The organism is Kocuria turfanensis (assembly GCF_001580365.1).
GTDB lineage: Bacteria > Actinomycetota > Actinomycetes > Actinomycetales > Micrococcaceae > Kocuria > Kocuria turfanensis.
In genome coordinates this window covers 364,204-390,856 of record NZ_CP014480.1, presented here as the reverse complement: position 1 = coordinate 390,856, position 26,653 = coordinate 364,204, and the positions used below count along the sequence as shown (strand labels likewise).

24 protein-coding genes, 2 pseudogenes and 1 riboswitch are annotated in these 26,653 nt (G+C 68.4%); of the genes and pseudogenes, 10 read left to right on the top strand and 16 right to left on the bottom strand.

Annotated features, from left to right (window positions below):
- Positions 1–50: 50 nt before the first annotated feature.
- The 4 genes from AYX06_RS01740 to AYX06_RS01725 form a co-directional block, all read right to left on the bottom strand.
- Positions 51–728, bottom strand: a complete 678-nt coding sequence (locus AYX06_RS01740) for a hypothetical protein (RefSeq protein ID WP_062733861.1) — start codon at positions 726–728, stop codon at positions 51–53.
- Between the two features lie 123 nt (positions 729–851).
- Positions 852–1,292 carry a hypothetical protein gene (locus tag AYX06_RS01735; RefSeq protein ID WP_147017825.1) on the bottom strand — a complete coding sequence of 147 codons (441 nt, stop codon included), beginning with the start codon at positions 1,290–1,292 and terminating at the stop codon, positions 852–854.
- A gap of 1,641 nt (positions 1,293–2,933) precedes the next feature.
- Positions 2,934–3,506: a hypothetical protein gene (locus AYX06_RS01730; RefSeq protein WP_147017823.1), complete on the bottom strand. Its 573-nt coding sequence runs from the start codon at positions 3,504–3,506 to the stop codon at positions 2,934–2,936.
- Between the two features lie 252 nt (positions 3,507–3,758).
- Positions 3,759–4,301, bottom strand: coding sequence for a hypothetical protein (locus tag AYX06_RS01725; RefSeq protein WP_147017821.1), 543 nt, complete (start codon positions 4,299–4,301; stop codon positions 3,759–3,761).
- Positions 4,302–4,653: 352 nt separating this feature from the next.
- On the opposite strand from AYX06_RS01725, the gene AYX06_RS01720 reads away from it, so the two are divergent.
- Complete coding sequence (locus AYX06_RS01720) at positions 4,654–4,917, top strand: hypothetical protein (RefSeq protein ID WP_157093442.1); 264 nt, start codon at positions 4,654–4,656, stop codon at positions 4,915–4,917.
- A gap of 299 nt (positions 4,918–5,216) precedes the next feature.
- Here AYX06_RS01720 and AYX06_RS01715 read toward each other — a convergent pair whose 3' ends face one another.
- Complete coding sequence (locus AYX06_RS01715; RefSeq protein WP_062733847.1) at positions 5,217–5,729, bottom strand: hypothetical protein; 513 nt, start codon at positions 5,727–5,729, stop codon at positions 5,217–5,219.
- A gap of 188 nt (positions 5,730–5,917) precedes the next feature.
- Between AYX06_RS01715 and AYX06_RS01710 the strand changes: the two genes are divergently transcribed.
- A complete protein-coding gene (locus AYX06_RS01710; protein WP_062733844.1) occupies positions 5,918–6,421 on the top strand; it encodes a GNAT family N-acetyltransferase in 504 nt (167 codons plus the stop codon).
- A gap of 15 nt (positions 6,422–6,436) precedes the next feature.
- Here the strand turns inward: AYX06_RS01710 and AYX06_RS01705 are convergent, their stop codons facing one another.
- A complete protein-coding gene (locus AYX06_RS01705) occupies positions 6,437–6,940 on the bottom strand; it encodes a GNAT family N-acetyltransferase (protein WP_198161409.1) in 504 nt (167 codons plus the stop codon).
- 365 nt (positions 6,941–7,305) lie between these two features.
- On the opposite strand from AYX06_RS01705, the gene istA reads away from it, so the two are divergent.
- Together istA and istB are read left to right on the top strand one after the other, a co-directional pair.
- Positions 7,306–8,514: an IS21 family transposase gene (istA, locus tag AYX06_RS01700; protein WP_084271390.1), complete on the top strand. Its 1,209-nt coding sequence runs from the start codon at positions 7,306–7,308 to the stop codon at positions 8,512–8,514.
- Positions 8,514–9,299 (top strand): IS21-like element helper ATPase IstB, encoded by a 786-nt coding sequence (gene istB / locus AYX06_RS01695; protein WP_047802659.1) that lies wholly within the window; start codon positions 8,514–8,516, stop codon positions 9,297–9,299. Before istA ends, istB begins: the two co-directional genes overlap by 1 nt.
- On the opposite strand, the gene AYX06_RS01690 is transcribed toward istB, so the two are convergent.
- Complete coding sequence (locus AYX06_RS01690) at positions 9,296–10,306, bottom strand: IS481 family transposase (protein ID WP_062733841.1); 1,011 nt, start codon at positions 10,304–10,306, stop codon at positions 9,296–9,298. The two genes, istB and AYX06_RS01690, sit on opposite strands and share 4 nt — an antisense overlap.
- A gap of 452 nt (positions 10,307–10,758) precedes the next feature.
- On the opposite strand from AYX06_RS01690, the gene AYX06_RS01685 reads away from it, so the two are divergent.
- Positions 10,759–11,748, top strand: coding sequence for a hypothetical protein (locus AYX06_RS01685; RefSeq protein ID WP_062733833.1), 990 nt, complete (start codon positions 10,759–10,761; stop codon positions 11,746–11,748).
- 366 nt (positions 11,749–12,114) lie between these two features.
- Here AYX06_RS01685 and cspE read toward each other — a convergent pair whose 3' ends face one another.
- Together cspE and AYX06_RS01675 are read right to left on the bottom strand one after the other, a co-directional pair.
- Positions 12,115–12,321 carry a transcription antiterminator/RNA stability regulator CspE gene (cspE, locus tag AYX06_RS01680; RefSeq protein ID WP_062733830.1) on the bottom strand — a complete coding sequence of 69 codons (207 nt, stop codon included), beginning with the start codon at positions 12,319–12,321 and terminating at the stop codon, positions 12,115–12,117.
- Between the two features lie 329 nt (positions 12,322–12,650).
- The gene (locus tag AYX06_RS01675; RefSeq protein ID WP_062733827.1) at positions 12,651–13,370 is read right to left on the bottom strand and encodes a FadR/GntR family transcriptional regulator; all 720 of its coding nucleotides are present in this window, start codon (positions 13,368–13,370) and stop codon (positions 12,651–12,653) included.
- A gap of 299 nt (positions 13,371–13,669) precedes the next feature.
- Here AYX06_RS01675 and AYX06_RS01670 point away from each other — a divergent pair, with 299 nt between their 5' ends.
- From AYX06_RS01670 to AYX06_RS19075, 4 genes and pseudogenes are all read left to right on the top strand, one after another.
- Positions 13,670–15,031 (top strand): GntT/GntP/DsdX family permease, encoded by a 1,362-nt coding sequence (locus tag AYX06_RS01670; RefSeq protein WP_062733824.1) that lies wholly within the window; start codon positions 13,670–13,672, stop codon positions 15,029–15,031.
- 34 nt (positions 15,032–15,065) lie between these two features.
- Complete coding sequence (locus AYX06_RS01665) at positions 15,066–16,472, top strand: four-carbon acid sugar kinase family protein (protein ID WP_062733821.1); 1,407 nt, start codon at positions 15,066–15,068, stop codon at positions 16,470–16,472.
- The gene (locus tag AYX06_RS20825; RefSeq protein ID WP_307725511.1) at positions 16,469–18,556 is read left to right on the top strand and encodes a glycerate kinase; all 2,088 of its coding nucleotides are present in this window, start codon (positions 16,469–16,471) and stop codon (positions 18,554–18,556) included. Before AYX06_RS01665 ends, AYX06_RS20825 begins: the two co-directional genes overlap by 4 nt.
- A gap of 91 nt (positions 18,557–18,647) precedes the next feature.
- Positions 18,648–18,782, top strand: a pseudogene (locus AYX06_RS19075) (pyruvate kinase); the annotation flags it as partial.
- A 490-nt stretch (positions 18,783–19,272) separates the two neighbouring features.
- Here the strand turns inward: AYX06_RS19075 and AYX06_RS01650 are convergent.
- The 7 genes and pseudogenes from AYX06_RS01650 to AYX06_RS01620 form a co-directional block, all read right to left on the bottom strand.
- Positions 19,273–20,316 carry a methionine synthase gene (locus tag AYX06_RS01650; RefSeq protein ID WP_062733819.1) on the bottom strand — a complete coding sequence of 348 codons (1,044 nt, stop codon included), beginning with the start codon at positions 20,314–20,316 and terminating at the stop codon, positions 19,273–19,275.
- Complete coding sequence (locus tag AYX06_RS01645; RefSeq protein WP_062736819.1) at positions 20,313–21,332, bottom strand: DUF1852 domain-containing protein; 1,020 nt, start codon at positions 21,330–21,332, stop codon at positions 20,313–20,315. Before AYX06_RS01645 ends, AYX06_RS01650 begins: the two co-directional genes overlap by 4 nt.
- A gap of 182 nt (positions 21,333–21,514) precedes the next feature.
- Positions 21,515–21,751, bottom strand: a pseudogene (locus AYX06_RS01640) (PLP-dependent transferase); the annotation flags it as partial.
- 1 nt (position 21,752) lies between these two features.
- Positions 21,753–23,057, bottom strand: coding sequence for an O-acetylhomoserine aminocarboxypropyltransferase/cysteine synthase family protein (locus AYX06_RS01635; RefSeq protein WP_062733815.1), 1,305 nt, complete (start codon positions 23,055–23,057; stop codon positions 21,753–21,755).
- A 5-nt stretch (positions 23,058–23,062) separates the two neighbouring features.
- A riboswitch (SAM riboswitch) is annotated at positions 23,063–23,175 on the bottom strand.
- A 521-nt stretch (positions 23,176–23,696) separates the two neighbouring features.
- Positions 23,697–24,293, bottom strand: coding sequence for a biotin transporter BioY (locus AYX06_RS01630; protein ID WP_062733813.1), 597 nt, complete (start codon positions 24,291–24,293; stop codon positions 23,697–23,699).
- Positions 24,294–24,323: 30 nt separating this feature from the next.
- Positions 24,324–24,953, bottom strand: a complete 630-nt coding sequence (locus AYX06_RS01625) for an energy-coupling factor transporter transmembrane component T family protein (protein ID WP_062733810.1) — start codon at positions 24,951–24,953, stop codon at positions 24,324–24,326.
- Positions 24,950–25,651, bottom strand: coding sequence for an energy-coupling factor ABC transporter ATP-binding protein (locus AYX06_RS01620; RefSeq protein WP_232319369.1), 702 nt, complete (start codon positions 25,649–25,651; stop codon positions 24,950–24,952). The genes AYX06_RS01625 and AYX06_RS01620 overlap by 4 nt, the downstream gene beginning before the upstream one ends.
- Before the next feature lie 373 nt (positions 25,652–26,024).
- On the opposite strand from AYX06_RS01620, the gene AYX06_RS01615 reads away from it, so the two are divergent.
- Positions 26,025–26,597 (top strand): TetR family transcriptional regulator, encoded by a 573-nt coding sequence (locus AYX06_RS01615; RefSeq protein ID WP_062733808.1) that lies wholly within the window; start codon positions 26,025–26,027, stop codon positions 26,595–26,597.
- Positions 26,598–26,653 lie beyond the last annotated feature (56 nt).

Below are 26,653 nucleotides of genomic sequence, written 5' to 3'. Positions count from 1 at the left end.
CCCCCTCCCCCGGGTCGTGGGCTCACCGCAGCCATAGCCGGGTTCACGTCCTACCGGCTGGGGGACGCTTCAGGGCCGGTCCCCGGGGACCGGGACTTCCGCAGCCGGTAGCCCAGCACGGCGGCCCCGGCCAGCAGCCCGGTGCCCAGCTGGGGCAGGATCTCCTCGAACCACGGGTGCACCAGCTCCCCCAGGACCAGCCCGGCCGGCCAGGCCACCACCCCGGCGAGAACCAGCAACCAGATCCGCCGCTTCACCTTGCCCCGGCCGACGGCGTCCTGCGGCAGCGGCGCGGTGCGCTCCGGATGCTCCTGGCGGTCGAAGAGCAGCAACGGCAGGGACGCGAAGAGATTGGCGAACATCGTCCGGTATCCCAGGGACGCATCAAAGGTACTGTCCTCCCCGGCGGGCAGGGTCGCGAAGAAGACCGCCAGACCCACGACCAGCACCGTCATGGCCGCGACGGTCAGCAGACGTTTCCGGTCCCTCACCAGGACGAGGTCCTGGCCCTTGGACCGGCCGCGGATCAGCCACGCCCCACCGACGGCCAGACCGGCCCCCCACAGGAAGAAGCCCCAGATGGTCAGCTGTTCGCTGCCGGAGGTGGTGGTCGGGTACGGCAGGGACGAGAAGACGCACACCAGGCTCGAACCGAAGGTGATGGCTCCACACAGGGTGCGGAACCATGGGCCGGGCGTGCCGGTGGCGGGTCGTGTCTCGACTGCCATGGTTGCTCCTGTCATGGTCGCAAGAAGTGGAGGCGGATCGTGCGCGGCCCGAGTCGCGGCGGCATCAGAGGACTGGCGTCGTCTCTGCCGGTGTCGCGAGGGCCGTCGACGGCTGGGCCGGTGTCAGCGGGTGTAGCGCTGGGCAGCAAACCAGTCACGCAGCGGGGCCCGGAAGGCGGACACCACCCAGGCGATATTGACCGCGACGAAGGCGACCCCGATGGTGATCAGCACGATCGCCCACTGCCCGTAGAGCCAGAATCCGAAGAGGTTGGCGAAGAAGGTCACCGCGCTCAGGACGGCCAGTACGATGCCCAGGATCCGCGCCCAGTTCGCGCCCTTGGACAAGAACACGTACTCCATGACGTAGAGCCCCACCAGCACCGCCACCGCCATCACCCCGGAGGCGATCGAGACCCCGCGCATCTGCTCGAACATGGTGCCGATCTGGCCGGCGTCCTCGGCCGGCATGCCCATCCGCTGGTACATCGCGGCGAAGTCCATCGTGGCGTACATGACCGTGACCACCACCCCAAGGGCCGTATAGAGGACACCTGAGGCCACGGTCAGACCCAGCAACCGTTTGAGCTGCGGCGGCGCCGGCGCGGCACCACGCCGATGCCCGGAGACGCGCCCCGTTCCCTCCGGTTGTCCTTCCGAGGTGTAGTGGGGCGGGGTACTGCGGGCGGGCTCGTACGGGTGACCAGGGTCGCCCGGACCCTGTGGTGGGCTGGTCATATCCGGGAACTCCTTCGAGGCGCCGACGGGCTGGCAAGAGGGCCGTGCGGGAACACGAACGGGCACTGCCCGGAGCCGTAGAACCCCCTGAACAGCAAACCGGGCCCACCCCCCTCCCCCATCATGTGCTAAAGCACATGCCGAGTGGGATGCGGCGCACGTCCCCACTACTGGGGCTCCTTGCCCCTGAGGAACACCATGGGAACGGGTGGCCAAGTCATCTCCGGGCCCCGGCGAACGCCGTTTACAAAGGAACCCCGGATGCAACGTGGTATGGCATGAACCAGTCCTGAGCACCGGACGCACCTGCAGAGAAGTCAGGAGGGGTCGTTCTTCCCCCGCCCTGCGCGGTATCGCTTCGCCGTAGTCACCCAACCTGCGAGTCCGCATAGGGCCATCACACCACCGATCACCACATCTGAGGTGCTGTCACTGACCAAGAGGAGAACGATGCCGGCCAGCAGTAAGCCCACCCATGGCACATAAACCAATTTCATGGGTTATGCCCTCCAGCCATCCCAAGTCTTCGGTGGTGCATCACAGCAGCACGATTGCTTCAGTGCAGCACGAGCCTCAGTCAGAACGGCTTGTTTTCAGCCTTCCAGACACGCAGCAGTTGAGGGGACAGAGTGTCCATCTGTCTCCACTCCATCGCACCTGCTCTGTCCGGCCGGCCATCAGGAACCTCAACCGCACCCTTCTCCCATAGGACGCCGCCACCCAGAGAAAGCTAAAATTCGCGTCCGGTGAGGCGAAATATGCCATCAACGATAAGAGTGATCATTCTTCCCACAGCGACTAGACCCGAAGCCGTAAGGAGGAACGCACGGTAAAGCATGACCCCTGGATAGTTGTACCGATTGGTCCATTCAATGAACAGAAACGTCACGAGAGCAATCGAACCACCGATCACGGTAACAAGAATCCCCCACCACCGAAGTGACTCAGGTCGTTTCACATCACTCTCTTCCGGGTAAGTATTCCGCCAGATGCGAGTAGTGCTACACATGGGTCGACAGAGGTTCTGCGGATCCGGTCCGCCAGGTGACTCTCACCGCCAGGCCGTTAGCGGGCTTGAGCATCCGCATGAAGTCCCTTCAAATAGGCCCAGGCTCCCCGTAGGGAGAAGGCGGAGACGACCGCCAGCCGATGGCGCCCCAATCCCACCAGGAGAGCTCAGGCCGGATGAACGAGCAGAGGACAGTCCCGCCACAGCGCAGGCCGGAAGTGCGCGAACGATGACTTGACCGGCTGTAGGGACCAAGGTGTCCGCGCTCAGCGGGGCGTTCACCCCTGCTGCACTGGCATGCTGGTCCATTCTTCCAAGCTAGGGCCGGCGCGACGGGAAGTCTTGGCGCACATCAGGGGGGCACGAACTTCGGCGGCACCATGTCCAGCCGGGAACCCTCTGTGCGACGTGGCGGGTCACGGAATCGGCTCTTCTTCAGCAGTTCCCCGGGACGGCCTCTAGCCTCGCTGCGGCGTTCTATTCTGGCGACGGGAGAACTCCCGTTTCATCAGGACGGCGAAGACAAGAAGCAAAAGTGCGAAGGGTAGGACAAAGCCGGCTCCGAAGACGTTGCCCGACAGAGCCAGGGCGACAGCTCCACAGAGGGCCAGGAACCCGAATGCTGCCATCAGGGCGATCGCCCTGCGCCAGGTTCGCCGCTGGGCGTCGCTGAGCGCGACCACGTTGTCTTGTTCCGACCCTTCGGGCACGAAGAGCTGCAGCACAGTGCTGGCGACCAGCAAGGCCGGAACACCGGTCAGGACCTGCGGTGGCGGTGTGTTGAGCGCTGCTACGAGCAAGCCCGTACACAGCAGCGTCATCACGAGCGCGGCCCCATAGCGCCATTGCCGTTGGGTCACCACAAGCGGCTTGCCGGCCGCACGGCGCGCCAGCAGAATCCATAGGCCCATCAGCACGCCGGCTGCTCCGCATCCAAGCGCGGTCCATGCCATCGTCCGGTCTTCGCCCGCGCCGCTGCTCACATGCGGAAAGTTCACGAGGATCGGCACGATCCCCGCGGCGATCACCAACGCCCCGCCTAGCGTCTTGATCAGTCCAGTGTGGCGTAGCGCGCCCCCTGCCATGCCTGCACCATCCCGGCCGGTCCTTGTGTTTGTCCTACTCACTCTCAATGATGGGCACCCAGGAGGGAAGGTGTGCGTCAGTAAAGGGGACAGCATCGGTCCACCGTTCACCGAAGTTCGCATACGTCGGCCACCGAAGTTCGCCCAGGAACCGAGTGTGCATCACGGCGGGAGCACCGCCCTTTGCGCGCCGTGGGTTCAGCGCACCCGGTCCAGCTCGCGCAGCAACGCCTCCGGGTCGGCCACGTCGAAGAACCCGATGCCTTGGGCCTGGCCGAAGGCGAAGAAGTCCATCCCGGTGTTGAGGTACGCGGCCTGACGGCCACCACCCCCGAACACCACGGTGGCATGGCGGTTGTCGCGAGAACGGTTGACGCGCACGGGTGCGTCCTTGACCGGGGTGTCATCGAAAGACCGCTCACTGGTCGACACGATGGCTCGCGAATCCGTGAGTCCGTAGACCGTGCGCAGCTTGCGGTGCTTCTTGTAGATGAAGCGGCCAACGGTGAAGTACAGGCCCACCAGCACGAACGGGATCCCCCACAGGGCAAAGAAGATCGACTCGCTAGCGGTGATGGCCTGCCACTCCCAGACGATCGCGAAACCGCCCCACAGCAGACTGAAGGGCACCAGGAACACATCAACCGGCGCGAAGCGCACCGTCGGGTCGGGGTGTCCCACCCAGCGAAGCTGTTCGCCCGGTCGGAGGACGGGACCAAGCCGTTTCCGCGCGTCACTCATGCTCCGGAGTCTCCCAGCGACACCCACCGCACCCAGCGGCGACGCGCGGGTGCTTCCCTGCGACACTTTGCCCCACACGACAGGCGAACCCCTACCGCCTCACCGGGAGGATTCCGCTCGTAAGCTTGGGCGGGCTCGAGCGGGCAGCGCTGCGCGTCGGGTGGTGACACCGACTGGCCGGGAAGGGGCAGATCGGCCGAGAGGTCCTCCCCTGAAGTGGCTACACCACCTTCCGCAGCCTCGTACTTCCCGGACGCACATGGCTGTGTAGCGTGGAGCGCACAGGGGGTGAGGGGTCATGACCGGTGGGGTGCGCCGCGGAGTCGCCGGCGCGCTGGTGGGGATCGGCAGCGTGTCCATCTTCAACTCGGCCGAGGCGTTCACGCTCTCTCCATACTGGCTGGGCGGAAGCGTTCTGATCTTCGGGGTACTGATGTTGGTACTCGGGATCCGGATGTTTCGGCGGGCCCAGATCGATGAAGCGATCTCCAACTCCGCCCGCTACCAGGCCCAGCGGGAGCGCTACGAGCTGCTGCAGGAACGCGAACGAGAACGGGACGAAGCACGCCGGCGCAAGAGCGGCGAGGACCCCGGTGCTCCTCCGGACAACGCCTAGAAACGGCAGGTCTGGCGCCTGACCGATCTTGACTGCCTCTTGGTGCTCATCGGCTCAATGAGGTCCGCCGTCGTCGGTAAGGGCGTGCTACCGGCTATGCCGCCCGGGAAGCGATGCCGCCTATCGGGGGCATGATCTCGGCCGGATTCCTCCTGGAGGGAGCCCCGGGCTCTGAGGACCGCACCCCACGGCCCGCAGAAGTTCGCGTGGGCAACCACCCATGCAATGGTGCGGATCTTGCCCGTCCTCGAGACTGCGGCAGTCCCCGCGGGGCTCCTCATGCAGTGCAGCTTCCTCAACTACTGACGTTGGGACCGCTGCCCGTCGATTCCCGTACGAGCGTGCAGCACCCTCAGGTAGGTCAGGCTTCGGCGGAGCCGGAAGGCTGAGACCAGCGTCAGGCCGGTCGGGGCGCCGAGAAAGCTCGAGCACGGAGCGTCCGGCTGGACGAGTATGCCCAGCACGACCCCCAGGACGAAGGAAATGAGCACCACGAACGCCTGTACCTCGGTGCAGGCGACCGCCGCCGCGGTGGTCCGCACCCCTGGATCGGCCGGCACCTGCCTGTTCTTGGTGACCGAGGACAGCGCCCATTTCCACCGTTCCAGGCTGACCCGCTTGTCCGGCCGCGGCTGCGGCGACTGCACGAGGTACTGGAGCAGCCAGGTCAGGGCGAAGAGCGCAAAGATGGCCAGGAGCCACCATCCGTCGCCCGTTTTATCGGGTAGGACAACTGCCACCAGCGGAGGGCCGGCCACCGCGAACAGGACTACCGGTATGGAGCGCACAGCCATCTGACCGGCCGTGGTCACCGCAGGGCTGTCGACCTGTTCGACATGGAGTTCGGCGCCTCCGCTTCTCCGCACACCCACGACGCTACTGGCCAGCTTGCAAGGAAACCACGACGCACAAGAGAGAAACCCCTACCGAAACGGCTGCATGCGTGATGCGCGGGACAGGCGTCCAGCTGACAGGGGTCACTTCAAGTCATCATGGACGCATGATTCGACGTCCGGGAAGCCACGAACTGGCTCTCCTCCAAGGAATCGAAGTACGGGCCGGTCGGCTGTTCCTGGAGGTCGGCATGGACGCCGTGGCCGCGGATCCCCCACCGGGTCTCCTCGAGCTGGAGCAGGAACGCCGCAACGACCGGATCTGGGTGTCCACCGACGAGGAAGATCACCCGGTGGGCCACCTGCGCCTCCACATTGTCGACGGCGCCCCGCACGTGGAGCAGCTCAGTGTGGACCCTGCCCACGGCCGCCTCGGTCACGGTCGCGCCCTGCTGGAGCAGGCACAGCGCTGGGCCACCGCCTCGGGCGCACACCGGATGACGTTGACCACCTACCGTCATGTCCCCTGGAACGGCCCGTTCTACGCCCGCCAGGGATGGCGCGAGCTGGCACCGGATGAACTCGGTGACCAGCTCAAAGCCGTGCGCGCCGCAGAAGCAGCACACGGACTGGACCGCTGGCCTCGTATGGCCATGGTCAAGGACCTGTGACCACCTTCGCCCGACTCAACCACCCAGGACCTCAGCCCTATTGGCTACCCCGCGGTAGGCCCGAGGGCGGCACCACCGCGCGTTGCCCACGCCAGGAACCCCTACCGGAACACGGGACGAGCCAACCGTGGTGTGGTCCCCATCCCTCAACGGTCGTCGTTGGGCCAACGCGGAAGTGTCCACCCAAAAACGGAGTTCGCCCTCGCGGTTGACTCCGTCAGCCACCCCGCCGTTACGGCGCACGACCGTCAAGGACGCCTGATCGTCTGGAGCGACGGTCAAGAGGGCACGGACGATACCGAGTGCCTTGCACTTCTCCAAGGCGGACCGAAGCATCTGGGTGGCGTGCCCCTGACGCTCCCACGGATGGACGACGTGATAGCCGATGTGCTCACCGCCCTCGTCCTCGATCAGCCGGTGACGAATGACCACCGAGCCGATGTAGTACTCGGCGGAGGTGAACCAGAGCAGTTCCGAAGGAACACCCCATCGCTCCCTGACGCCGACACGATCGTCCACGAACCGATCGAAATCAAGGCTTGCCTCACGAAGCCATGCCCTGTCGGATCCGCGGCACATCATGTCGGCATGTTCTCCGACAAGATACGGAGTCCTGACCCGAACGGATGGCGTGGTCAGTGCCGGTGGTTCCTGCAACGTGATCAGCCAGCAAGGGCAGAGGGGTGGTCCGGATCACCGTACGCAAGGACAACCCCTACCGCAGCACGGTCCACCGCCAACCGGCCATATGTAAAGCGGAAGGGCGCTGAAGCAGGATCAGACGTGGCCTCCTGGCACGGCGGTCCCGACGTTCGAAGGTGTCGACGCCGGACGAATACTGAGCAGATGCGACGGTCGAAAAGTGAGCACTCGACGATTGGAGTGTGATCACTGTGGAAGATTGGGCGTTGATCCGTCGGCTGCATGCCGAGGGGGTGCCGAAGTCCCAGATCGCCTCGCGGCTGGGGATCTCGCGGAACACGGTTGCCAAGGCCGTGGCCGCCTCCCGGCCACCGCGCTACGAGAGGTCTGCGGGGCCCAACGCGTTCACCGATGTCGAGCCGGCCGTGCGGGCGCTGCTGGCCGAGCACCCGTCCATGCCGGCCACGGTGCTGGCCGAGCGGGTGGGGTGGTCGGGGTCCATCACCTGGTTCCGGGACAATCTCCGAGCCATCCGCAGCGAGTACGCCCCGGTGGATCCAGCGGACCGGTTGTCCTACCGGCCGGGGGACCAGGTCCAGTGCGATCTGTGGTTCCCGCCGGCACGGATCCCGCTGGGCGGCGCTCAGCAGGGATCACCGCCGGTGCTGGTGATGGTCTGTTCCTCCTCGCGGTTCGTCACCGCGGTGATGATTCCCTCGCGCACCACCGGTGATCTGCTGGCCGGGATGTGGCATCTGGTGGTCGAGCAGATCCAGGGCGTGCCGCGGCGGTGGGTCTGGGACAACGAGTCCGGCATCGGTCGCGGGGGCCGCCCGGCCGAGGGGGTGGTCGCGTTCATGGGCACGATGGCGGCGACCCTGGTGCAGCTCAAGCCCTACGATCCGGAATCCAAGGGCATCGTGGAGAGGGCCAACGGCTACCTCGAGACCTCGTTCCTGCCCGGGCGCAGTTTCGCTTCCCCGGCCGACTTCAACGCCCAACTGCGCCAGTGGCTGAGGGCCGCCAACACCCGGCGGGTGCGGGCCATCGCCGCCCGGCCGGCGGAGCTGATCGCCGCTGATCGGGCCGCGATGCTCCCTGTGCCGCCGGTCGCCCCGGCGATCGGGCACCGCTGGTGGGTGCGGCTGGGTCGGGACTACTACGTGCGGGTCGCCGGCAACGACTACTCCGTGGACCCGACCGTGATCGGGGCCATGGTCGAGGTCACCGCTGACCTGGATCGGGTGCTCGTGCGTCACCAGGGCCGGGTCGTGGCCGAGCACGCGCGCTGCTGGGCGTCAGCGACCACGGTCACCGATCCGGCGCACGTGGCTACCGCTGCGGTGCTGCGCCGGGCCTATCAGCAGCGCCCGCACCCGGGTGCCGAGGCGGATCCGCTGGTGCGGGATCTGGCCGACTACGACCGCGCGTTCGGGATCGAGGTCGCCTGATGGCCACCACACCGGCCGAGACGGCCAAGACCCTGGAGTACCTCACCGCCTCGTTGAAGGCCCCACGGATCCGTGAGGCCGCCGCCCGCATCGCCGACACTGCCCGTGCGGGGCACTGGTCCTACGAGGAGTACCTGGCCGCCGTCCTCGAGCGCGAGGTCGCCGCCCGCAATGCCTCCGGGGCCCGGCTGCGGATCACTGCCGCAGGCTTCCCCGCGATCAAGACCGCCGAGGACTTCGACTTCACTGCCCAGACGGCGATCACCCACACCGACTACGCCGCGATGGCCTCGGGCCGGTACCTGGCCGAGGCCGGCAACATCGTGCTCCTCGGGCCCCCAGGCACCGGCAAGACCCACCTGGCCACGGCCCTGGGCATCACCGCCTGCCAGCAGGGCCACCGGGTGCTCTACGCCACCGCCGTGGACTGGATCCACCGGCTCAAGGGCGCCCACGACACCGGGCGCCTGGACGCAGAGCTGCGCAAGCTGGGCCGCTACCGGCTGATCATCATCGACGAGGTCGGCTACCTGCCCTTCGAGCAAGAGGCCGCGAACCTCTTCTTCCAGCTCGTCTCGACCCGCTACGAGAAGGCCTCGCTGATCCTCACCAGCAACTTGCCCTTCGCCCGCTGGGGCGAGGTCTTCGGCGACGTCACCATCGCCGCGGCCATGATCGACCGCATCGTCCACCACGCCGAGGTCCACACCCTCAAAGGCGCCAGCTACCGACTCAAGACCTTGGGCACCGACTCCCTGCCCAGCACCACCCACCAGACCAACTAGCTGTAAGAGGGCGTGACGTTATTGACTCGGGCCGGGGTGCGTGAGGCCGGGGGCTGATCGCCGCAGGCGGTGTGGGGCCGATGGTAGTTGAAGTGGTTCACCCAGACCCCGATCGCGTCCCGGCGGTCCTGCTCACTGGAATAGGGGCGGGCGTAGAGGACCTCGTCGGCCAGCAGTCGGTTGTACCGCTCGACCTTGCCGTTGTGCCGGGGCGTATAGGGCTTGATGCGCTGGTGCCGGCCGGCGAGGGCCTCCACGCACCGGGTGAAGTCGCGGGCCTTGTAGTTGGCGCCGTTGTCCGTGACGACTCGGTGGATCCTCTGGATCCCGTGGGCGGAGAAGAAGGCTCTTGCCCGGCAGAAGAACCCGATCGTCGTCACCGCCTTCTCGTCGGCCAGGGCCTCGGTGTAGGCCAGCCTCGAGAAGCCGTCCACGGCCGAGTGCAGGTAGGTGTAGCCGACCTTCGCCCCGGGTCCGCGCTTGGCCGCCTTCGCCGCCGTACTGCCGCGGCCGTGGGCGCGCCAGCCGCCGCCGTCGGGGATCCGCCCGACCTTCTTCACATCCAGGTGGACCATGTGCCCGGGCCAGGCGGCACGGATCCGCTGGGGTGGGCGTCGCAGGTCGTCCCCCGCCGGGGTGAGGTCGCGCAGCCGGGAGATGCCCAGGCGGGCCAGCCAGCGACCGACCGTGCGCAGGTGCATTTCATGGCCGAGACCGAGCAGGTGGCGGTGGATGCGTCGGGCGGACCATTTCCGGTCTCGCCGGAGGGACTCGATGAGCTCCACGACGGCCGCCGGGGTGCGCTGAGGGCTGCGCCGGGGAGTCGAGGGCCGGTCGGCCAACCCAGCTTCGCCGGATTCGAGGTAGCGGGCCACCCACGTGGCCACCGTGGGTCGGCTGACGCGGAACTCGGTGGCCACGTGGGCCTTGGGGATCCCGTCGTCGAGGTGGCGCAGGACCATGCGCAGCCGGCCGGTCGGGGTCAGGGGTGCGTTAACGTGGGGCATGAACGGGCTCTCTTGCTGCGGACGGACGGTGTAGGAACTTCCATCCTGTGGCGAGGAGCCCGTTCCTCATCTCACCGGCACACCCGTGGCAAGAACCTCATGCCCCACAACAACTAGCGACATCCACTGCTCACTTTTGGGCCGTCGCTACTGCTCACTTTTCGACCGTCGTTGACAGAAGGGGACGCAGTGGCGACGGGGTGGTTTCTCGTCAGGGTCGCAACACCCGACCGCAAGTTAGGTCGTGACAGCATCACTGTGTACAGGTATCCCGAGGACGCAATTCCGAACCATGTCGAACACACTGCGAGGAGGGCCGGCAGCATGGGTGAGCCCCGAGCGGAACAGCGACGGCGACGGGCTCCGGGTCTAGCTGCTGCGGATCACGACGGCGTAGGCAACCATCAAGTACTTCACCAGGACCGGACGTGATGCGGAGGCGAGGGCGAACGATGCGTTGGCGTGGAAGCAAGAAGGGTGGCCGACGACCGGTCACCTCGAGCGACCCGGTCGCTGCGGCGATCGACGCAGCCGCCGCCGGCGGGCCGCTGGTCGCGCGGCACCCGGACGTCGTGCCGAGGGTCGAGGAGCTGCCGGAGTGGGTCGATGTGCACGATTCCGACGACATCGACGGCTTCAACACGGTGGTCTGGTTCGACGACGAGATCGGCTGCTACTGCGACCCGTACGACGACGGCCTGGACCAGGCGTTGGCCGACCAGCCGGGCGTCAAGGCGATCCTGGCCGAGGATCGGGAGGTGGTCTACCTGCGCACGAGGCTGGCGATTGACGACGTGAAGGCGGCGGTGATCCGCGCGGTCGTCGAGGTGAACCGATCCCCCCGGGATCCGGCATCCACCGATGTGCTCTCGACCGAGGCGGTCGACCAGCTGGCGACCGCGGTACGGCCGCTGCTCGAGCAGGCCGGGTTCGCGAACACCCCGACCGGACCGCGGTACTTCTACCGCGAAGGCAGCAACGGCTTCGTCCAGTCGATCGCGGTCACCCCCGGGGTAGGCACCTCCGGTGACGGCACCAGCTACGCCGGGCTCGTCTGGGTGATGTCCGGCACGCACGTGCCCGGCTTCGGCCGGGACATCCCCTCCAGGCCCGACCGCGTGGCGCCGGCCCACTGCGGCCAGCCCGCCTACCACTGGGTCACCCCGACCGTCGACGCGCTGACCCGGGTACTCCACGACGAGGTGCTGCCCGTGTTGAACGTGACGCGCGGCCGCGCTGAGCTCGCCGCCTGGGTAGGCGGCGACCCGACCAGGGTGCCGGTGCCGAACCATCGGCCGACGTATGCGCGGCTGTTCGCGCAGTGGGGGCTGGTCGACCAGGCCGCACGCGTGGTCGCGCACGTCGACGAGCACGAGCGGTGCCTACGGGACCACCGGGACACCGTCGCGGCCCGTGAACTCATCCGCGCTGCGCGGCCGTAGGCCTCGCAGCCGCGAATCGACAATTGTCCCCATCGCGACAACGCATCGGCTCGTGCCACGCTCTTCCAGACACGTCAGCCGGCGTGCCTGGACCAGTGATGGCAGCAGACGGCACCGGGACCCTCATCAGCCAGACCGGGCAGACACGGTGCGCCGGTGCGGTGGCCTGGCCCCATCGCCGGTGATCACCTGCCGGGGAGGACCACGTACCGCGGTGCGTGGTGCCGAAAAGGCTGGTACTGCGGGCAAGGACTCGAGGCAGGGATGCAAGAAGCGCCCCCGGGCGGACCCGGGAGCGCTTCTTGCGGTGACGTCACGGCCCGGTTAGGCCGGGGACGGAGATCCCGTCAGGAAATCAGTGGGAGCTCACGCAATGACGGAGATGTTCGCGGCCTGGGGGCCCTTGGGTCCGTCCTGGGTCTCGAACTCCACGCGCTGGTTCTCCTCCAGGGAGCGGTACCCGCTGGAGTTGATCGCGGAGAAGTGCGCGAACACGTCCTTGGAGCCGTCCTCGGGGGTGATGAAGCCGAAGCCCTTGTCGGCGTTGAACCACTTCACGGTGCCAGTAGTCATGGGGAACCTGTCTTTCTGAAGAAACGGAGCGTCCCCGGCGATCGGGGTGCTCGGGCGTTGCGATGCCTGCCAAAACGTCTTCTCAGAAAAACCGCTGCGCCCGATGTCCGGGCGAACTGCTTGCAATGCGAAAAACGAAACTTCAACAACTGGACTCAACTGTACGCTGACCGGCCCGGATACGCAGTGACGGGCGACACCTGCGGCCACAGCGACGAACCGGGGCCAACGACGACACCCCGGACCACGGGCCTGCCCAGACGCCCGCCGAGGAACCCCTTGTGCAATGAGGTAGACCAAGAAGTCAGGTGAACCCGGGGCAGTCTTTTTTAGCGGTCGGCCGAGGATCGGTTCTGCAGCACGTAGGTCTTCAGATCAGCAAGGGTCTGCTGCATGTGCTCGTCCATGGCCTGCCGGGCTCGGACGGGATCGGCCGAGGCGAGGGCGGAGATGATCTTGCGGTGCTCGGCGATGGCGTGGGCCTGGATCTCCGGCACCCGGCAGGTCTGGACGCGCCGCACTTCGAGTACCTGCTGCAGCGGCTCGAACAGGACCGGGATGAACACGTTGCCCGAGGCCAGCAGGATCCGGTCGTGAAAGTGCAGGTCGGCGGTCACGAAGGCCGCCACGTCCTGGGTGCGGTGGGCGTCCTCCATGGCGTCGGCGTCCCGGGCCAGCCCGTCCAGCTCCTCGGCGGAGAGCCGCCCGGCGGCCAGCTCGCAGGCGCCGGTCTCCAGGAAGCGGCGCAGCTCGATCAGCTGCACGGCGGCCGCCGCGTCGTCATGTCCCTCGGAGACCGCCCGGATGACCGCGTGCAACGACGCCCACCGGGACACGGGGTTCACGAACGTGCCGCGCCCGCGCTCCACGCGCAGGATGCCCTGGGCCCCCAGGGTCTTGATCGCCTCCCGCACCGTCATGCGGCTGACCTGGTGCTCCAAGCCGAGGTCGACCTCGCCAGGAACGACCGACCCCGGCGGGAAGTCTCCCGCGATGATCCGGTCAAGGAGCGCATCGGCGACCTGGTCGACCAGCGACGGTCGTGTCATGGCACTCCTTCTCGAGGCGGTCAACGGCTGACGGCGGGCCCTATGCGTGCCTCGCTACTGAGAAGAGATTCTATCAACCAACCACATGAGATGTCCGACCTATCAGGGTCTACTCCCGAACTTTCTGTGGCGTGCCACGTAGTGCTGGGCGCTTGAGTTCCCGCGGAGCCCCGCAGATCGACGTCGGTTTTCACGACGCTGCGATGAGGGCGCCGCGTCGTTGACGCTGTGATCCAGTGCACATAAGATGTCTTACATCTTACGGGTGGGCGTCAGCCCTGGATGATGACGAGGTTTTCATGACCACTACTACTCTTGTCCTGCTGGGACTGGCCGCTGTCGTGGTCATTCTCGGTCTGATCATCAAAGGGAAGGTCCATCCCTTTCTGGCTCTGCTGATCACCGCTGCCGCCCTGGCGCTGGCCGGGGGCATTCCGCTCGGGGAGGTCGTGCCCACGCTGAGCACAGGCATGGGCAACACGCTGGGCAGCGTCGCGCTCATCGTGACCCTGGGTGCGATGCTGGGCCGGATCATCGAGGTCTCCGGCGGCGCCGACGTCCTGTCCCGCTGGCTGCTCGAGAAGTTCGGGGAGAAGCGCGCCCCGTTCGCCCTGGGCGCGACCGGCTTCATCTTCGGCATCCCGGTGTTCGTGGACGTGGGACTGATCGTGCTGATTCCGATCGTCTTCGGCGTGGCCCGCCGGCTGGGCGGCAACATGCTCGCCTACGCCCTGCCCATCGTGATCGCCATGCTGACCGTGCACGTCATCGTTCCGCCGCACCCGGGCATCGTGGGCGGCTCCGAGCTGCTGGGCGCCGACATCGGCCTGGTGCTGCTGCTGGCCTTCATCCCGGCGATCCCGATGTGGCTGTTCGGCCATTGGCTGGCCATGCGCCTGTCCCGTACCGCCCACGTGGACATCACGGACGACAACCCGATGCTGAACGTGGGGGGCACCGGGCACACCGGCGTCGTCCAGACCAAGGCGCCCAGCACGGGACTTGTGGTGGCGATGATCGCGGTGCCCCTGGTGCTGATCATGCTCCAGACGACCAGCGCGCTGGTGCTGCCCGAGGACAACGGGGTCCGGGTCCTGCTCTCCATGGTGGGGGCGTCTCCGATGGCGCTGCTCATCGGCGTCATCCTCGCCTCCATCCTGCTGGGCTACCGCCGGGGCTGGGGCCGCGAGGAGACCGAGCACGTCATCAACTCCGCGCTCCCACCGGTGGCCGCGGTCATCCTCATCACCGGTGCCGGCGGCATGTTCGGCCACGTGCTGCGCGAGACCGGCGTCTCCCAGGCCGTCGCCGACGTCCTCGGCGGGACCGGTCTGCCCATCATCCTGCTGGCCTACGTCATGGCCGCCCTCATCCGGGCCGCGCAGGGCTCGGCGACCGTCGCGATCCTCACCACGGCCCCGCTGATCGCGCCCCTGGCCGCGGCACAGAGCCTCTCCCCCGTCCAGATGGCCATGCTCGCGCTGTCCATCGGCGTGGGCTCCATGGCCCTGAGCCACGTCAACGACTCCCTCTTCTGGGTCTGGAGCCGCTACTTCCAGGTCCCGGTCGGAACCGCCCTGCGGACCTACAGTGTGCTGTGCACGGCCACGTCCGTGGTCGGGTTCCTGGTGGTGTCCGTCCTGTGGCTCGTCCTGTCCTGACCGTCCCGATGTCCCGCCGAACGGAGATCCTCGCATGACCGCTCCGCGCACCCTGCTCGTGCTCGACGACGACCCCACCGGATCCCAGTGCGTCCACGACGTCGACGTCGTCCTCGAGCTCGACCCCGCCCCCGTCCTCGACGTCGTCCGGAACCCCGGGCGCACCTGCTTCGTGCTCACCAACAGCCGGGCCCAGCCCGAGGCCGAGGCCGTGGCGATCAACACCGAGCTCGTGTCGGCGGTGCTGGGACGCCTGAAGGCCGAGGGCCTGCCACTGCCCCACCTGGTCTCGCGCAGCGACTCGACCCTGCGGGGGCACGTCATCGCCGAGCCCACCGCCCTGGCGGACGTGCTCGCCCGGCACGGGGTGGCGGTCGACGGGTTCCTCTTCGCCCCGGCCATGCTCGAGGCCGGCCGCTACACCCAGGACGACGTCCACTACGCGGTCCTCCAGGGGAAGCCGATGCCGGTGGGCGAGACCGACTTCGCCGCCGACGCCACCTTCGGCTACTCCTCCTCCGACCTCAAGGACTTCCTCGTGGAGCGCTCCGGCGGGGCGCTGGAGCGGGACGCGATCCTGTCCATCGGTCTCGACGACATCCGGTCCGGGGGCGCGCCGGCCGTCGCGGGGATCCTCCGCCGGGCACGGGACCAGGCCTGGGTGGTGGTCAACGCCACCGACTACGCCGACCTGGACACGGTGGCCCGCGCCCTCGCCGTGCTCGAGGCCGAGGGCCGCACCTTCGTCACCCGCTGCGGCCCCTCGTTCGTGCGCCCGCTGGCCGGTCTCACCGGCTCCCGCGAGCTGGACCCCGAGGACATCGTGGTCGGCCCCGGGCGGCTGCCGCGCGGGCTCGTGGCCGTCGGCTCCCACGTGGGGCTGACCAACCGCCAGCTGGCCGAGCTGCGCGCCCGGCGGGACCTCTTCGAGGTGGAGCTGGACGTGCCCACCCTGCTCGACGACGCCGCCCGTCCCGGTCACGTGGCCGAGGCGGTCGCGCGCATCGTCGAGGCCCTGGCCGGCCGCGACGCGGTGGTGTGGACGAGCCGTCAGCTCGTGCGCACGGACGACCCCGAGGAGTCGCTGGCCATCGCCCGCTCCGTCTCCGACGCCCTCGTGGAGGTCGTGCACGGGGTGGCCCGGTCCCGCCCGGCCTGGGTCGTGGCCAAGGGCGGGATCACCTCCCACGAGGTCGCCCACCGCGGCCTCGGCATCCGCCGGGCGAGCGTGACCGGCCAGTTCTTCCCCGGCCAGATCTCCCTGTTCCAGCCCACCGACGCCCCCGCCACCACCCAGGGCGGGCCCTACGTGGTCTTCCCCGGCAACGTGGGCGGGGAGTCCGCCCTCGCCGACGTCGTGGACGTCCTCGACGCCGCCGCCGAGCGCGCCCGCACCGCCGCAGACCCCCGCACCTCTGATTCCCAGGAGAACCCGTCATGAGCACACCCCTGTCCGTCGGCTTCCTGGGCCTGGGCGCCATGGGCGCCCCCATGGCCCTCACCCTGGCCCGCGCCGGCTTCCCCGTCCGCGGCTTCGACGTCTCCCCCCGCGCCCAGGAGCACGTGGGCGAGGCCGTGGCGCTGCTGCCGGATCCCCGCGAGGCGGCGGCCGGCGCGGACGTCGTCGTCGTCATGGTCGCCACCGGCGCCCAGCTGCACGACGTCCTGTTCGGCGAACGCGGCATCGCCGGGTCCCTCACCCCGGAGACGGTGCTGCTCGTGATGGCCACCGTCGGGCCCCAGGCCGTGGAGTCCTGCGTCCAGGGCCTGGAGGCCCACGGGGTGCGGCGGATCGTGGACGCACCGGTGTCCGGCGGGACGGCGCGGGCCGCCACCGGGGAGCTGCTCGTGATGGTCGGCGGCGCCGAGGAGGACGTGGCCGCGGTCCGGCCGCTGCTGGACGCGATGGCCGCCAACGCGCCCCTGGTCGGGCCCCGGGTGGGCGACGGGCAGCGCTTCAAGGTGGTCAACCAGCTGCTGTGCGGGGTGCACATCGCCGTGGCCGGCGAGGCGCTGGCGCTGGCCGACTCCATGGGCCTGGACCCGGGCCAGTGCCTGGAGGTGCTCTCCACCGGGGCCGCCACGTCCTTCATGTTCGAGGACCGCGGTCCGCGGATGCTGCAGGGCGAGGCGGCCGAGGTCCGCTCCGCCCTGGACATCTTCGTCAAGGACATGGGCCTGGTCACCGACGCGGCCCGGGCGGTCGCCCAGCCCGTGCCGCTGGCCGCCGCGGCCGAGCAGCTCTACGTGCGCGGCCGCCGCGAGGGCCACGGCCGGCACGACGACTCCTCGGTCTACGACATCCTCCGCTCCCCGGCGCGTACGTCCGCAGACCACCACGGACGGCCGGACGACGGCCCTGGCGCCGCACCGGGGCCGTCCCGGCCCCAGCACGTCCTCATCGCACCGGACAAGTTCAAGGGCTGCCTCAGCGCCCTCGACGTGGCCCAGGCCATCCGTTCCGGCATCGAGTCTGACGAGAGCGGCGCGCCCGTCCAGGTCACGGTCCTGCCCCTGGCCGACGGCGGGGACGGCAGCGTGGAGGCCGCCGTCCTCGCCGGCGCCCAGGCCTCCACGGTCGAGGTCCACGACGCCGACGGGCACCTGCGCCAGGCCCAGATCGCCTTCGACGGGACCACCGCCGTGGTCGAGGTGGCCTCCACCTGCGGACTGGGCACCCTGCAAGGGCCCTTGCGCCCGCTCACCGCCTCCAGCCGCGGTCTCGGAGAGGCCATCCGGGCCGCAGCACAACTGCACCCGCAGCGTCTGGTCGTGGCCCTGGGCGGCAGCGCCAGCACCGACGGCGGCGCCGGCATGCTCGCCGCCCTGGGCGCCCGCTTCCACGACGCCCAGGGACACACCGTGGAACCCCACGGCGGGGAGCTGGCCCGGATCACCCACATCGACCTCAACGACCTCGTCGATCTCAGCGGCATCGAGATCATCGGCGCCAGCGACGTCACCAATCCACTGCGAGGACCCCACGGCGCCGCCCACGTCTTCGGCCCCCAGAAGGGAGCCGACGAGAACACCGTGACAGCACTCGATGAAGGACTGCACGCACTGGTGGAGGCCTGCGAGGACCTGCCGGGCCTCGACGCGCAGACCCTGGCCGACACCGCCGGCGCCGGCAGCGCCGGCGGAATCGGCTTCGGCCTGCTGCTGCTGGGGGGATCCCTGGTCTCGGGGGCCGACTACTTCCTGGACCTGCTGGACTTCGACACCCACGTGAGCCAGTGCGATCTGCTCGTCACCGGTGAAGGAAGCCTCGACGCCCAGACCGAAGGCGGCAAGCTCATCTCCGCCGTCTGCACCCACGCCGGCACCACCCCGGTGTGGGCCGTGGTGGGCCGCAACACCTTGGACACAGCAGCCGCCCGCCAACTGGGCCTGTCCACGGTCATCGCCCTGGGGGACCTCACCACAGAGGACACCTCGCAGAACCCCGCCATGGCAACAACCGTGCTCCAGGAAGCCGGGCGCTCCATTCGCCGCGCCCTCGGCACCCACCAACCGGACTCCTGACCCCCTGGGGGAACACCTCCCCCGGGTCAGGACACACCACCGAGAACCCGCGCCTCCACCTCCAGGCATCACCCATGACAGGAAGTCCCCTATGCGACGAGCGAAGATCGTGGCCACGATCGGCCCGGCCATCTCCTCCTACGAGAACCTCTCCCGGGCGATCCGGTCCGGCATGAACGTGGCCCGGCTCAACATGAGCCACGGCGACCACTCCGTCCACGACTCGGGACCGCCGCATGTGTAGGTGTCATCTGAGCCGGCTTGATGGCCGCTATATGCGCCATATGCAAAGCGGGTGGTGCGTTACCCCGACTGGATGTCTTCTGAGGTGTGCCCTTGGCCGCCTCCACCCGCCCCAGTGTCTTGGCAGATGCCCGCGCGATCGCCGCTGCCGACGCCGCCGGGCAGGGCACCGCTGTCGTCGCCCTGGCCATCACTGTCATCTGCGCCCGGCGACCGCCTTGGAGAGACTATTGAAACCATTTCAAGAGCGGCAACACCCGCAGGCACCCCGATGGCCGGGTCGTGGACTACCGCACCGGGCAAGTCAGGATGGTGCCCGTGATGACGATAGGTCCGTCTTGGCACTTCAGCACGTCGGACAGTGGGCTTGGGCGGCAGTTCAGTCCCGTCCGTTCCGGGGGCCGCTAACGGGGACGATTCACTCGGGCGTCAGGCGGGGCTCACCGCCGGGTCTTGAACGCCCTGGCTGGCCGTCACTTCGAGGGGGTTGCTCCGGAGAGTTCCGCTCGGATGATCTCCGCACCCGCAGCGAGAGCGATCATTTTGTCTCGCGCAACTTGTCGAGCCAGTGGCGCCATGCCGCAGTTGGTGCTCGGATACAGCTTGTCCGCATCGACGAACCGGAGCACCTGTCGGAGGGTGCTGGCCACTTCCTCCGGGGTTTCGATCGCGTCGCTGGCGACGTCGATGGCCCCGACCATCACCTGCTTACCTCGGAGCAGCTCGATGAGCTCGACCGGGACGCGGGAGTTGTGGCGTTCCAGGGAGACCATGTCGATCGTCGACTGCTGGAGTAGCGGGAATGACATCTCATACTGGCGCCACTCCGACCCGAGCGTCGCCTTCCACTCGGTATTGGCTTTGATGCCGTAGCCGTAGCAGATATGCACGGCTGTTGTGCTGCGCAGTCCCTCGGCCGCTCGCTCCAGTGCGGTCACGCCCCACTCTTTGAGGTCGTCGAAGAACACGTTGAAGGCAGGCTCGTCGAACTGGATGATGTCGACGCCCGCCGCCTCCAGCTCTTTGGCCTCCTGGTTGAGGATCTTCGCGAACTCCCAGGCGAGCTTTTCGCGACTCCTGTAGTGCTTGTCGTAGAGGGTGTCGATCATGGTCATGGGACCGGGGAGCGTCCACTTGATGGGCTGGCTGGTCCGCGCGCGGAGGGCCTTCGCGTCGTCGAGGAAAACCGGCCGCTCACGGCCCACCGCGCCGACGACCGTCGGGACGCTCGCGTCGTAGCGGTCACGGATCCGCACCGTCTTCCGGTGTTCGAAGTCGACGCCGCTGAGGTGTTCGATGAACGTGGTGACAAAGTGCTGACGGGTCTGTTCGCCGTCGCTGACGATGTCGATACCCGCCTGGCGCTGCTCGTCCACGGCCAGGCTCAGCGCATCCCGCTTGCCCTCGCGCAGTTCCTCGCCGTCCAGCTTCCAAGGGGACCACAGCGTCTCACCTTCCGCGAGCCAGGAGGGCTTGGGCAGGCTGCCGACGATGGTGGTGGGCAACAGGGTGTTCATCGGTGCTTCTCCGTCTCTCGTCCGCAGTGGGCCGCGGCCCACTGCTCCAGGAGGGTCTGGTGTGGCTTCACGAAGTGCTCCTCCGTGAACTTCCCCTGCATGAGGGCCAGCTGACTGCGCTCCTCGCGGTCGTAGGCGATCTGCGTCACCGAGTAGTCTCGACTCTCCAGGCTCGGCCGGTAGATCCGACCAGCCGCCGCATTGGCGTTGTAGATTTCCGGGCGATAGATCTTCTGGAACGCTTCCATCGTGCTGATGAGACCGATGAGTGCCAGGCTGGAATAGTCATTGAGGAGATCGCCCCGGAAGTAGAACGCCAGGGGTGCGACCGCGCCGCGGGGCATGAAGTAGCGGACCCGCAGTCCCATCTTCTCGAAGTATCGATCCGTCAAGGAGGATTCATCCTGCCGATACTCGACCCCGAGGATCGGATGGTGGTTCTCGAGCCGACGATACGTCTTGGTGCTCGAGACGCTGATGCAGATCACGGGCGGCTGGGGGAACCGCTCGCGGTAGGCCTCGGAGTCCAGGAAGTGCGTGAAGAGCTTCCCGTGCAATTCGCCGAAGTCATTGGGGATGCTGGACCGGGACGCCTTCGCGTGGTGTTCCGGCAGCACCACGCTGAAGTCGTAGTCCCGGAGGTAGGACGAGAAGTTGTTCCCCACGATCCCGTCGATGTGCACATTGGACAGCGTGTCGAGAATCTGCACGTCGAGGACCTCGATCAAAGGGAACACCGCGTCGTCGCCGTCGGCGGCGAAGTGCAGGTCCACGGAGACGATCTCGATCTCCACGGCATAGCGATCCCGGCTGGGATTGTCCCAGTGGGCCAGGTCGTTGAAGCGACTATTGATCATTGTCAGGGTGTTTCGGAGGTTCTGCCGACGGTTCTCGCCGCGGGCCAGGTTCGCGAAGTTCGTCGTGCCTCGGGAACTGGACGACGGGCAGTAGTCCTCATCGAAGCGGGTCGTGCTGATACCGAACGTGAAGTCGTTCGTCCTGGTGGTCTGATGCATCGATTCCTCACTGTGGACCGGGGGCCTGCCTCCCAGATCTGTACTCATCTCGAACGTCCTTCCCTGTTGCTCGTGAACTGCCCTCCCGAAGGTCGCCTCAGTCATGTTCCTGGCACCCCCGGCGCTGCCCGGACGACGTCAATCCTGGCCTCCGGGCTGCCGGTTCCCCGGGCCGCGCGGGCCGCAGCGGTGACGCGGCGCTGACCGGTCCGGGGCGGGTTGGACCCCCGGCTGTACTCGTGGCCGCCGTGCAGCACGTTGATGTCGTCCTGCACGAAGGTGCTGGTCTGGTAGATCGGCGGCACGACCGCCCCGGTCAGAGGGTCCGGTGCCTGGCCGGCGTGCACCGCTATCGTGTTGAAGCCCCGACGGGCCGTCGGCGCAGTGTCCGTCTGTGATGAGTCGTTCAGGAGGGTCATCTCAGCGCGCCTCCCCGGTCAGGGCCGAGGCCGGTACGGTGGCCAGCGCCCGGTCGAGGTCGGCGATCAGGTCCTCGGGACACTCCAGTCCGATGGACAGCCGGATCGTGGTCTCAGCGATGCCTGCGGCCCGGCGTTGGTTAGGGGTGAGCCGGCAGTGCGTCATGGTCGCCGGGTGGCTGACCAGGGAGCGCACGTCCCCGATGTTGGCCACGAGCTGGAACAGCTCCAGAGCGTCGATGAACGGGCCGATGGCCTCGGAGCCGGCGGCCAGGTCGAAGGAGAACACCGAGCCGGTGCCGTGCGGGAAGTCCCTCTCGGCGAGGGCGGCGCTGGGGTGTCCGGGGATCGCCGGGTGGTGGACGCGCCCGACGGTGGGGTGCCGGGCCAGGTGCTCGGCGACCGTTCGCGCGGTCTCCTCCTGCCGGGCGATGCGGACGCCGAGGGTCTCCAGGCCCTGGATGAACTGGGCGGCGCTGGCCGGGGCGAGGGAGGGGCCGAGGTCGTGCAGGAACTTGCTGCGCGCCAGCGCCAGGTAGGCGCCGCGGCCGTGCCGGTCGATGAGTGCCTGTCCGCCGTAGCGGGCCTTGGGCCGGGTCAGTTGGGGCCACCGCTCCGGGGCTGCGCCGTAGTCGAAGGTGCCGCCGTCCACGATCGCCCCGCCGAGGACGGCCCCGTGCCCGCCGATGAACTTCGTGGCGGAGTGCACCACCACGTCGGCACCATGTTCCAGTGGCCGGTACAGGACCGGCGTCGCCAAGGTGCTGTCCACCACGACCGGGACCCCGGAGGCGTGGGCGATGTCCGCCAGCGCCGGCAGGTCCGGCACGGTGGCCAGCGGGTTGGTGATCGACTCCAGGAAGAACGCGCGGGTGTCCGGCCGGATCGCCGCGCCCCAGGCCTGCGGGTCGGCCGGGTCGGCGAAAGTGACCTCGATGCCGAAGTCGGCGAAGGTGTCCGTCAGCAGGTCCACCGTCCCGCCGTAGAGCTGGCTGGAGGCGACCAAGTGCTTGCCGCCGTGGAGCAGGGTCAGCAGGGACAGCGCGACGGCGGCTTGTCCCGTGGCGGTGCCGATGGCCCCGATCCCGCCCTCCAGGGCCGCCAGTCGGTTCTCGAACACGGCGACCGTGGGGTTGCCCGTGCGGCTGTAGGTGAACCCGGGGGTCTCCAGCCGGAACATCGAGGCGGCCGTGGCGTGATCGGGGAAGCGGTAGGCCGCCGTCTGGTGGATGGGCACGGCCACCGGCCAGTAGGGGGCCTCGGGCTCGTAGCCGGCGTGGACCTGTTGGGTGGCGTGGTGATTCATTCGATCCTCCATCGGTCCTGGCGGTAGCACCGTGCCCGCCGGTCCCGGTGTCCCAGGGTCGGCTGACTGGTTGCTGCGGCGTCGTCGAGCCAGATCTCTCGGCCGCTCTGGATGGTGTGGTGCGCTCATCCCACTCGATGGACGGCTCTATAGTCCAACGGACGGTGGGGTCGGTTGTCACAAAACCACACGTCGGGACATATTCGGGCCGGGCGGTCGCGCTCGGCCGCTTCGGCCGACGTCGGGCCGGGTTTGTGACAGTTTGTGACGGCCGGCCGCCCGGCCCTCATCGTGGGCTCAGTGATGTCCCGGCGGAAGACCAGGGCGTCGTCGAGGGCGTTGTGCGCGGAAAAGATGACGCCCGCCTGGGGGTGGCGTCATCAATGGCGTGGTGAACGGCGTCAACCGGATCCCGGGAGCCGTGCACGGAGCCCTCGGATTCGTCCTCCGGCACCACAGGAGGGCTCTCCCCGGTCCCGCTCTTCGCCCGTGGCAACCCGCGGCGTATGACCAACCTCATCTGCATCGTCGTTCCCACGGGCAGTGTCCGGTAGCCGGCCATATGTAAAGTTGCGCATTGACCGCTTTGCAGGTGGTCGGGACTTTATTGCAGGTGCGGCGAGACGCGTGTGCCGGCCGTTAGCGAGAAGTGGTCTGCACGCCGCCGAGCAGACGGCGGTAGCTGCGGTGGACGTTGAGGGCCACGGCGGTGGCCACGACGGCCTTGAGCAGGTCGCCGGGGACGAACACGAGCGAGCCCAGCAAGGACGTGGACAGCGGCAGCCCGGCGACCACGGCCGTCCACGGCACCCCGAAGGCGTAGACCACGCCGATGCCGCCCACGACCGTGCTGAGCAGGACGGCGGCGAAACGGGCCGCGGGACGGGCCTGCCGCAGCGCCCAGTGCTGCACCAGGAAGCCGATGACCAGGGCGGCCGGGATCCAGCCGAGCACGTAGCCGCCGGTCGGCCCCAGGAACACCCCGAGCCCGCCCCGGCCGCCGGCCAGCAGCGGCAGCCCGGCGAGCACGAGGACCTCCAGCACGACCACGGAGAGCATGCCCCGGACCGGGCCGAGCAGCGCGCCGGCGAGCATCACGCCGAGGGTCTGCAGGGTGATGGGCACGGGGATGATGCCCACGGTGATCGGCGGCACCAGGCCCAGGGCGGCGATCAGGGCGGCGAAGACCGCCACGAGGACGGTGTTCTGGGTGGTCTGCGGGTTCTCGGCGGCCATGGGGATCCTTCGGGTGGGCGGGACGGGAGGTCAGTCGGACACGGGAGGAGCGGGGCGCGGGCCCGGCGGGGCGGAGTCGTAGCACCGGGCGTCGATCGCGGCGGAGATCTCCTGGGCGGACTCCAGGGTGCGCACCAGCAGGGGCACCAGCACGGCGACCGGGCGGTGGTGCAGGCCGCGGGCGAACTGCGCCTCGCGGATCGCGAGGTACTGGGTGCGGATCTCGGGGATGAACCGGATCGTCATGGACAGGGCCAGGCTGATCTGGGCCGGGTTCAGGCCCAGGTGCCGGGCCGGGCGCAGCAGGGTCTCGAACAGGGCCAGCATCTCGCTGAACGCGGTGCTCAGGGTGACGGCGTAGGCGAGGAAGCAGAGGCTGAGCAGCCGCAGGGCCGAGACCGCGGCGGCCTCCCAGCCGGTGGTCAGCACCAGGGTGACGGCGACGATCCCCACGACGAGGAACAGCCCGGCCAGCATGCGCGCCAGCCGCGGCAGCGGGGTGCGGGTCAGCAGCACCGCCGCCACCGCGAGGACGAAGAAGCCGATCTGCGCCGGGAGCCCGGGCACCGCGTACAGGGCGATGCTGGCGAGGAAGAGCACCGCGAACTTGGGCCCGGCCGGGACCGCGGCCAGGGGACCGGCGGGGCTGGCGCCGGTCACGAGTCGCTGATCCGGCAGTAGAACTCGAGCGCCCGGCCGGGGTCGCCGTCGAAGGCGATGCGGCCCTCGTGGACCACGAGGGCGCGGTCGTAGGCCTCGACCATGTCCAGGTCGTGGGTCACCACGATCGCCCGCTGGTCCAGGCCGTCGATCGTGGCCTGGAGCCTGCGGCGGTTGCGCCGGTCGAGCATGGTGGTGGGCTCGTCGAAGACGACGGTGGAGGGCTCCATCACCAGCACCGCGGCCAGGGCGACCATCTGCTTCTCCCCGCCGGAGAGCGTGTAGGACTCCCGGTCGCGCAGGTGGGCGATGTCCAGGTGCTGCAGGACCGCCTCCACCCGGTCGGTGAGCTCGGCACCGCGCAGCCCGAGGTTCTGCACGCCGAAGGCGATGTCCTCGGCCACCAGGGGCATCACGATCTGGTTCTCCGGGTGCTGGAACACGAACCCCACCTGGCGCCGGATCCGTTTGGCGTCCCGGGCGGTGGTCAGCCCGCCCACCTGCACCGTGCCGCGGGTGGGCAGCACCAGCGCGTTGAGCAGGCGCACGAGGGTGCTCTTGCCCGAGCCGTTGAGCCCGATCACGGCGATCCGGTGCTCGTCCAGGGTCAGGTCCACGTCCCGGAGGATGTCCCGGCCCTCCCGGGTGACGGTGACGCCCGTCAGGCGGATGCCCGGGTGCTGGGGCGCCGGAGACATCACGGGCACCTCACCACGGGAGGGATCCCACATCGAACGTTCGACCGACATCTTGCGGGTCCTCTTTCCCTGGTAGTCCTCGGCAGGGCATCGTGCCGAGGTGCATTCTTCCTCTGCGTTCGGCACCACGGACGGACGGTGCGTGACCACAGACCCCACAGGGGCATGCCGCCGCATCTCGTTCCTCCACCGCACACTGCGCCACCGGGAGGCCTGGCTCTCCTCGGGCCCGAACGTTAGTTGAACACTGTTCAAGTATTGAACGATGTTCAATACTTGGTCAATCCGAGTCCCCGCTGACGTCGGCCGGACAGCAGGCCGGCACGCCGCGCCGTAGACTGACCCGGTTCATCTCGCTCCTCGAGGAGGCCCGGTGTCTCTAACCCGCACCGCCGTGGTGGACGCGGCATGGGCGTTGCTGCGCACCTACGGGCTGGGTGATCTCACGATGCGCCGACTCGCCCGCGAGATGGGCGTTCAGCCGGGCGCGCTCTACTGGCACGTGACCGACAAGCAGACGCTGCTGCTGGCTCTCGCCGAGCGGATGCTCGAGCCGGTCCGGGACAAGGACTCCCCCACTGAGCTCGTGACCGCCCTGCGTCTGGCGATCCTGGAAATCCGCGACGGGGCCGATGTCGTCGCGGTTGCTCACGCCCTGGGGTCGGAGACCCTCCCGCCGACAACAGAGCTCGTGTCCCTGCTTCGCGTCCTCGGTCTGCCTGACGACAAAGCCCGCGGTGGTGCGCTCACCCTGATCCGATACACCCTCGGGTCCGTCGCCGCTCAACAAACCCGGACCTCGATTGCCGGCCGTTCCAGTGAAGAGCAGGACGCCATGGACGAACAGGACTTCGAGATGGGGCTCGAGACGATCCTGCGGGGACTGGGGGCCAGCCACGTATCGACAGGCGACTCCAGGACCGCCGCACGGACTCGTGACATCTGAAAGGCTCGTCCACCGCTAATTGGCCATATGTAAACCCGTGAGCTGCCGTCAGGGGT

Coding starts and splice junctions, on each gene's coding strand:
- AYX06_RS01675 (WP_062733827.1), bottom strand. CDS start 13,370: ATGACACGACCGTCGCTGGTCGACCAGGTCGCCGATGCGCTCCTTGAC.
- AYX06_RS01650 (WP_062733819.1), bottom strand. CDS start 20,316: ATGAACACCCTGTTGCCCACCACCATCGTCGGCAGCCTGCCCAAGCCC.
- AYX06_RS01665 (WP_062733821.1), top strand. CDS start 15,066: ATGACCGCTCCGCGCACCCTGCTCGTGCTCGACGACGACCCCACCGGA.
- cspE (WP_062733830.1), bottom strand. CDS start 12,321: ATGACTACTGGCACCGTGAAGTGGTTCAACGCCGACAAGGGCTTCGGC.
- AYX06_RS20825 (WP_307725511.1), top strand. CDS start 16,469: ATGAGCACACCCCTGTCCGTCGGCTTCCTGGGCCTGGGCGCCATGGGC.
- AYX06_RS01740 (WP_062733861.1), bottom strand. CDS start 728: ATGGCAGTCGAGACACGACCCGCCACCGGCACGCCCGGCCCATGGTTC.
- AYX06_RS01635 (WP_062733815.1), bottom strand. CDS start 23,057: ATGAATCACCACGCCACCCAACAGGTCCACGCCGGCTACGAGCCCGAG.
- AYX06_RS01725 (WP_147017821.1), bottom strand. CDS start 4,301: ATGAGTGACGCGCGGAAACGGCTTGGTCCCGTCCTCCGACCGGGCGAA.
- AYX06_RS01670 (WP_062733824.1), top strand. CDS start 13,670: ATGACCACTACTACTCTTGTCCTGCTGGGACTGGCCGCTGTCGTGGTC.
- AYX06_RS01645 (WP_062736819.1), bottom strand. CDS start 21,332: ATGCATCAGACCACCAGGACGAACGACTTCACGTTCGGTATCAGCACG.
- AYX06_RS01620 (WP_232319369.1), bottom strand. CDS start 25,651: ATGTCTCCGGCGCCCCAGCACCCGGGCATCCGCCTGACGGGCGTCACC.
- AYX06_RS01710 (WP_062733844.1), top strand. CDS start 5,918: ATGATTCGACGTCCGGGAAGCCACGAACTGGCTCTCCTCCAAGGAATC.
- AYX06_RS01630 (WP_062733813.1), bottom strand. CDS start 24,293: ATGGCCGCCGAGAACCCGCAGACCACCCAGAACACCGTCCTCGTGGCG.
- AYX06_RS01685 (WP_062733833.1), top strand. CDS start 10,759: ATGCGTTGGCGTGGAAGCAAGAAGGGTGGCCGACGACCGGTCACCTCG.
- istB (WP_047802659.1), top strand. CDS start 8,514: ATGGCCACCACACCGGCCGAGACGGCCAAGACCCTGGAGTACCTCACC.
- AYX06_RS01690 (WP_062733841.1), bottom strand. CDS start 10,306: ATGCCCCACGTTAACGCACCCCTGACCCCGACCGGCCGGCTGCGCATG.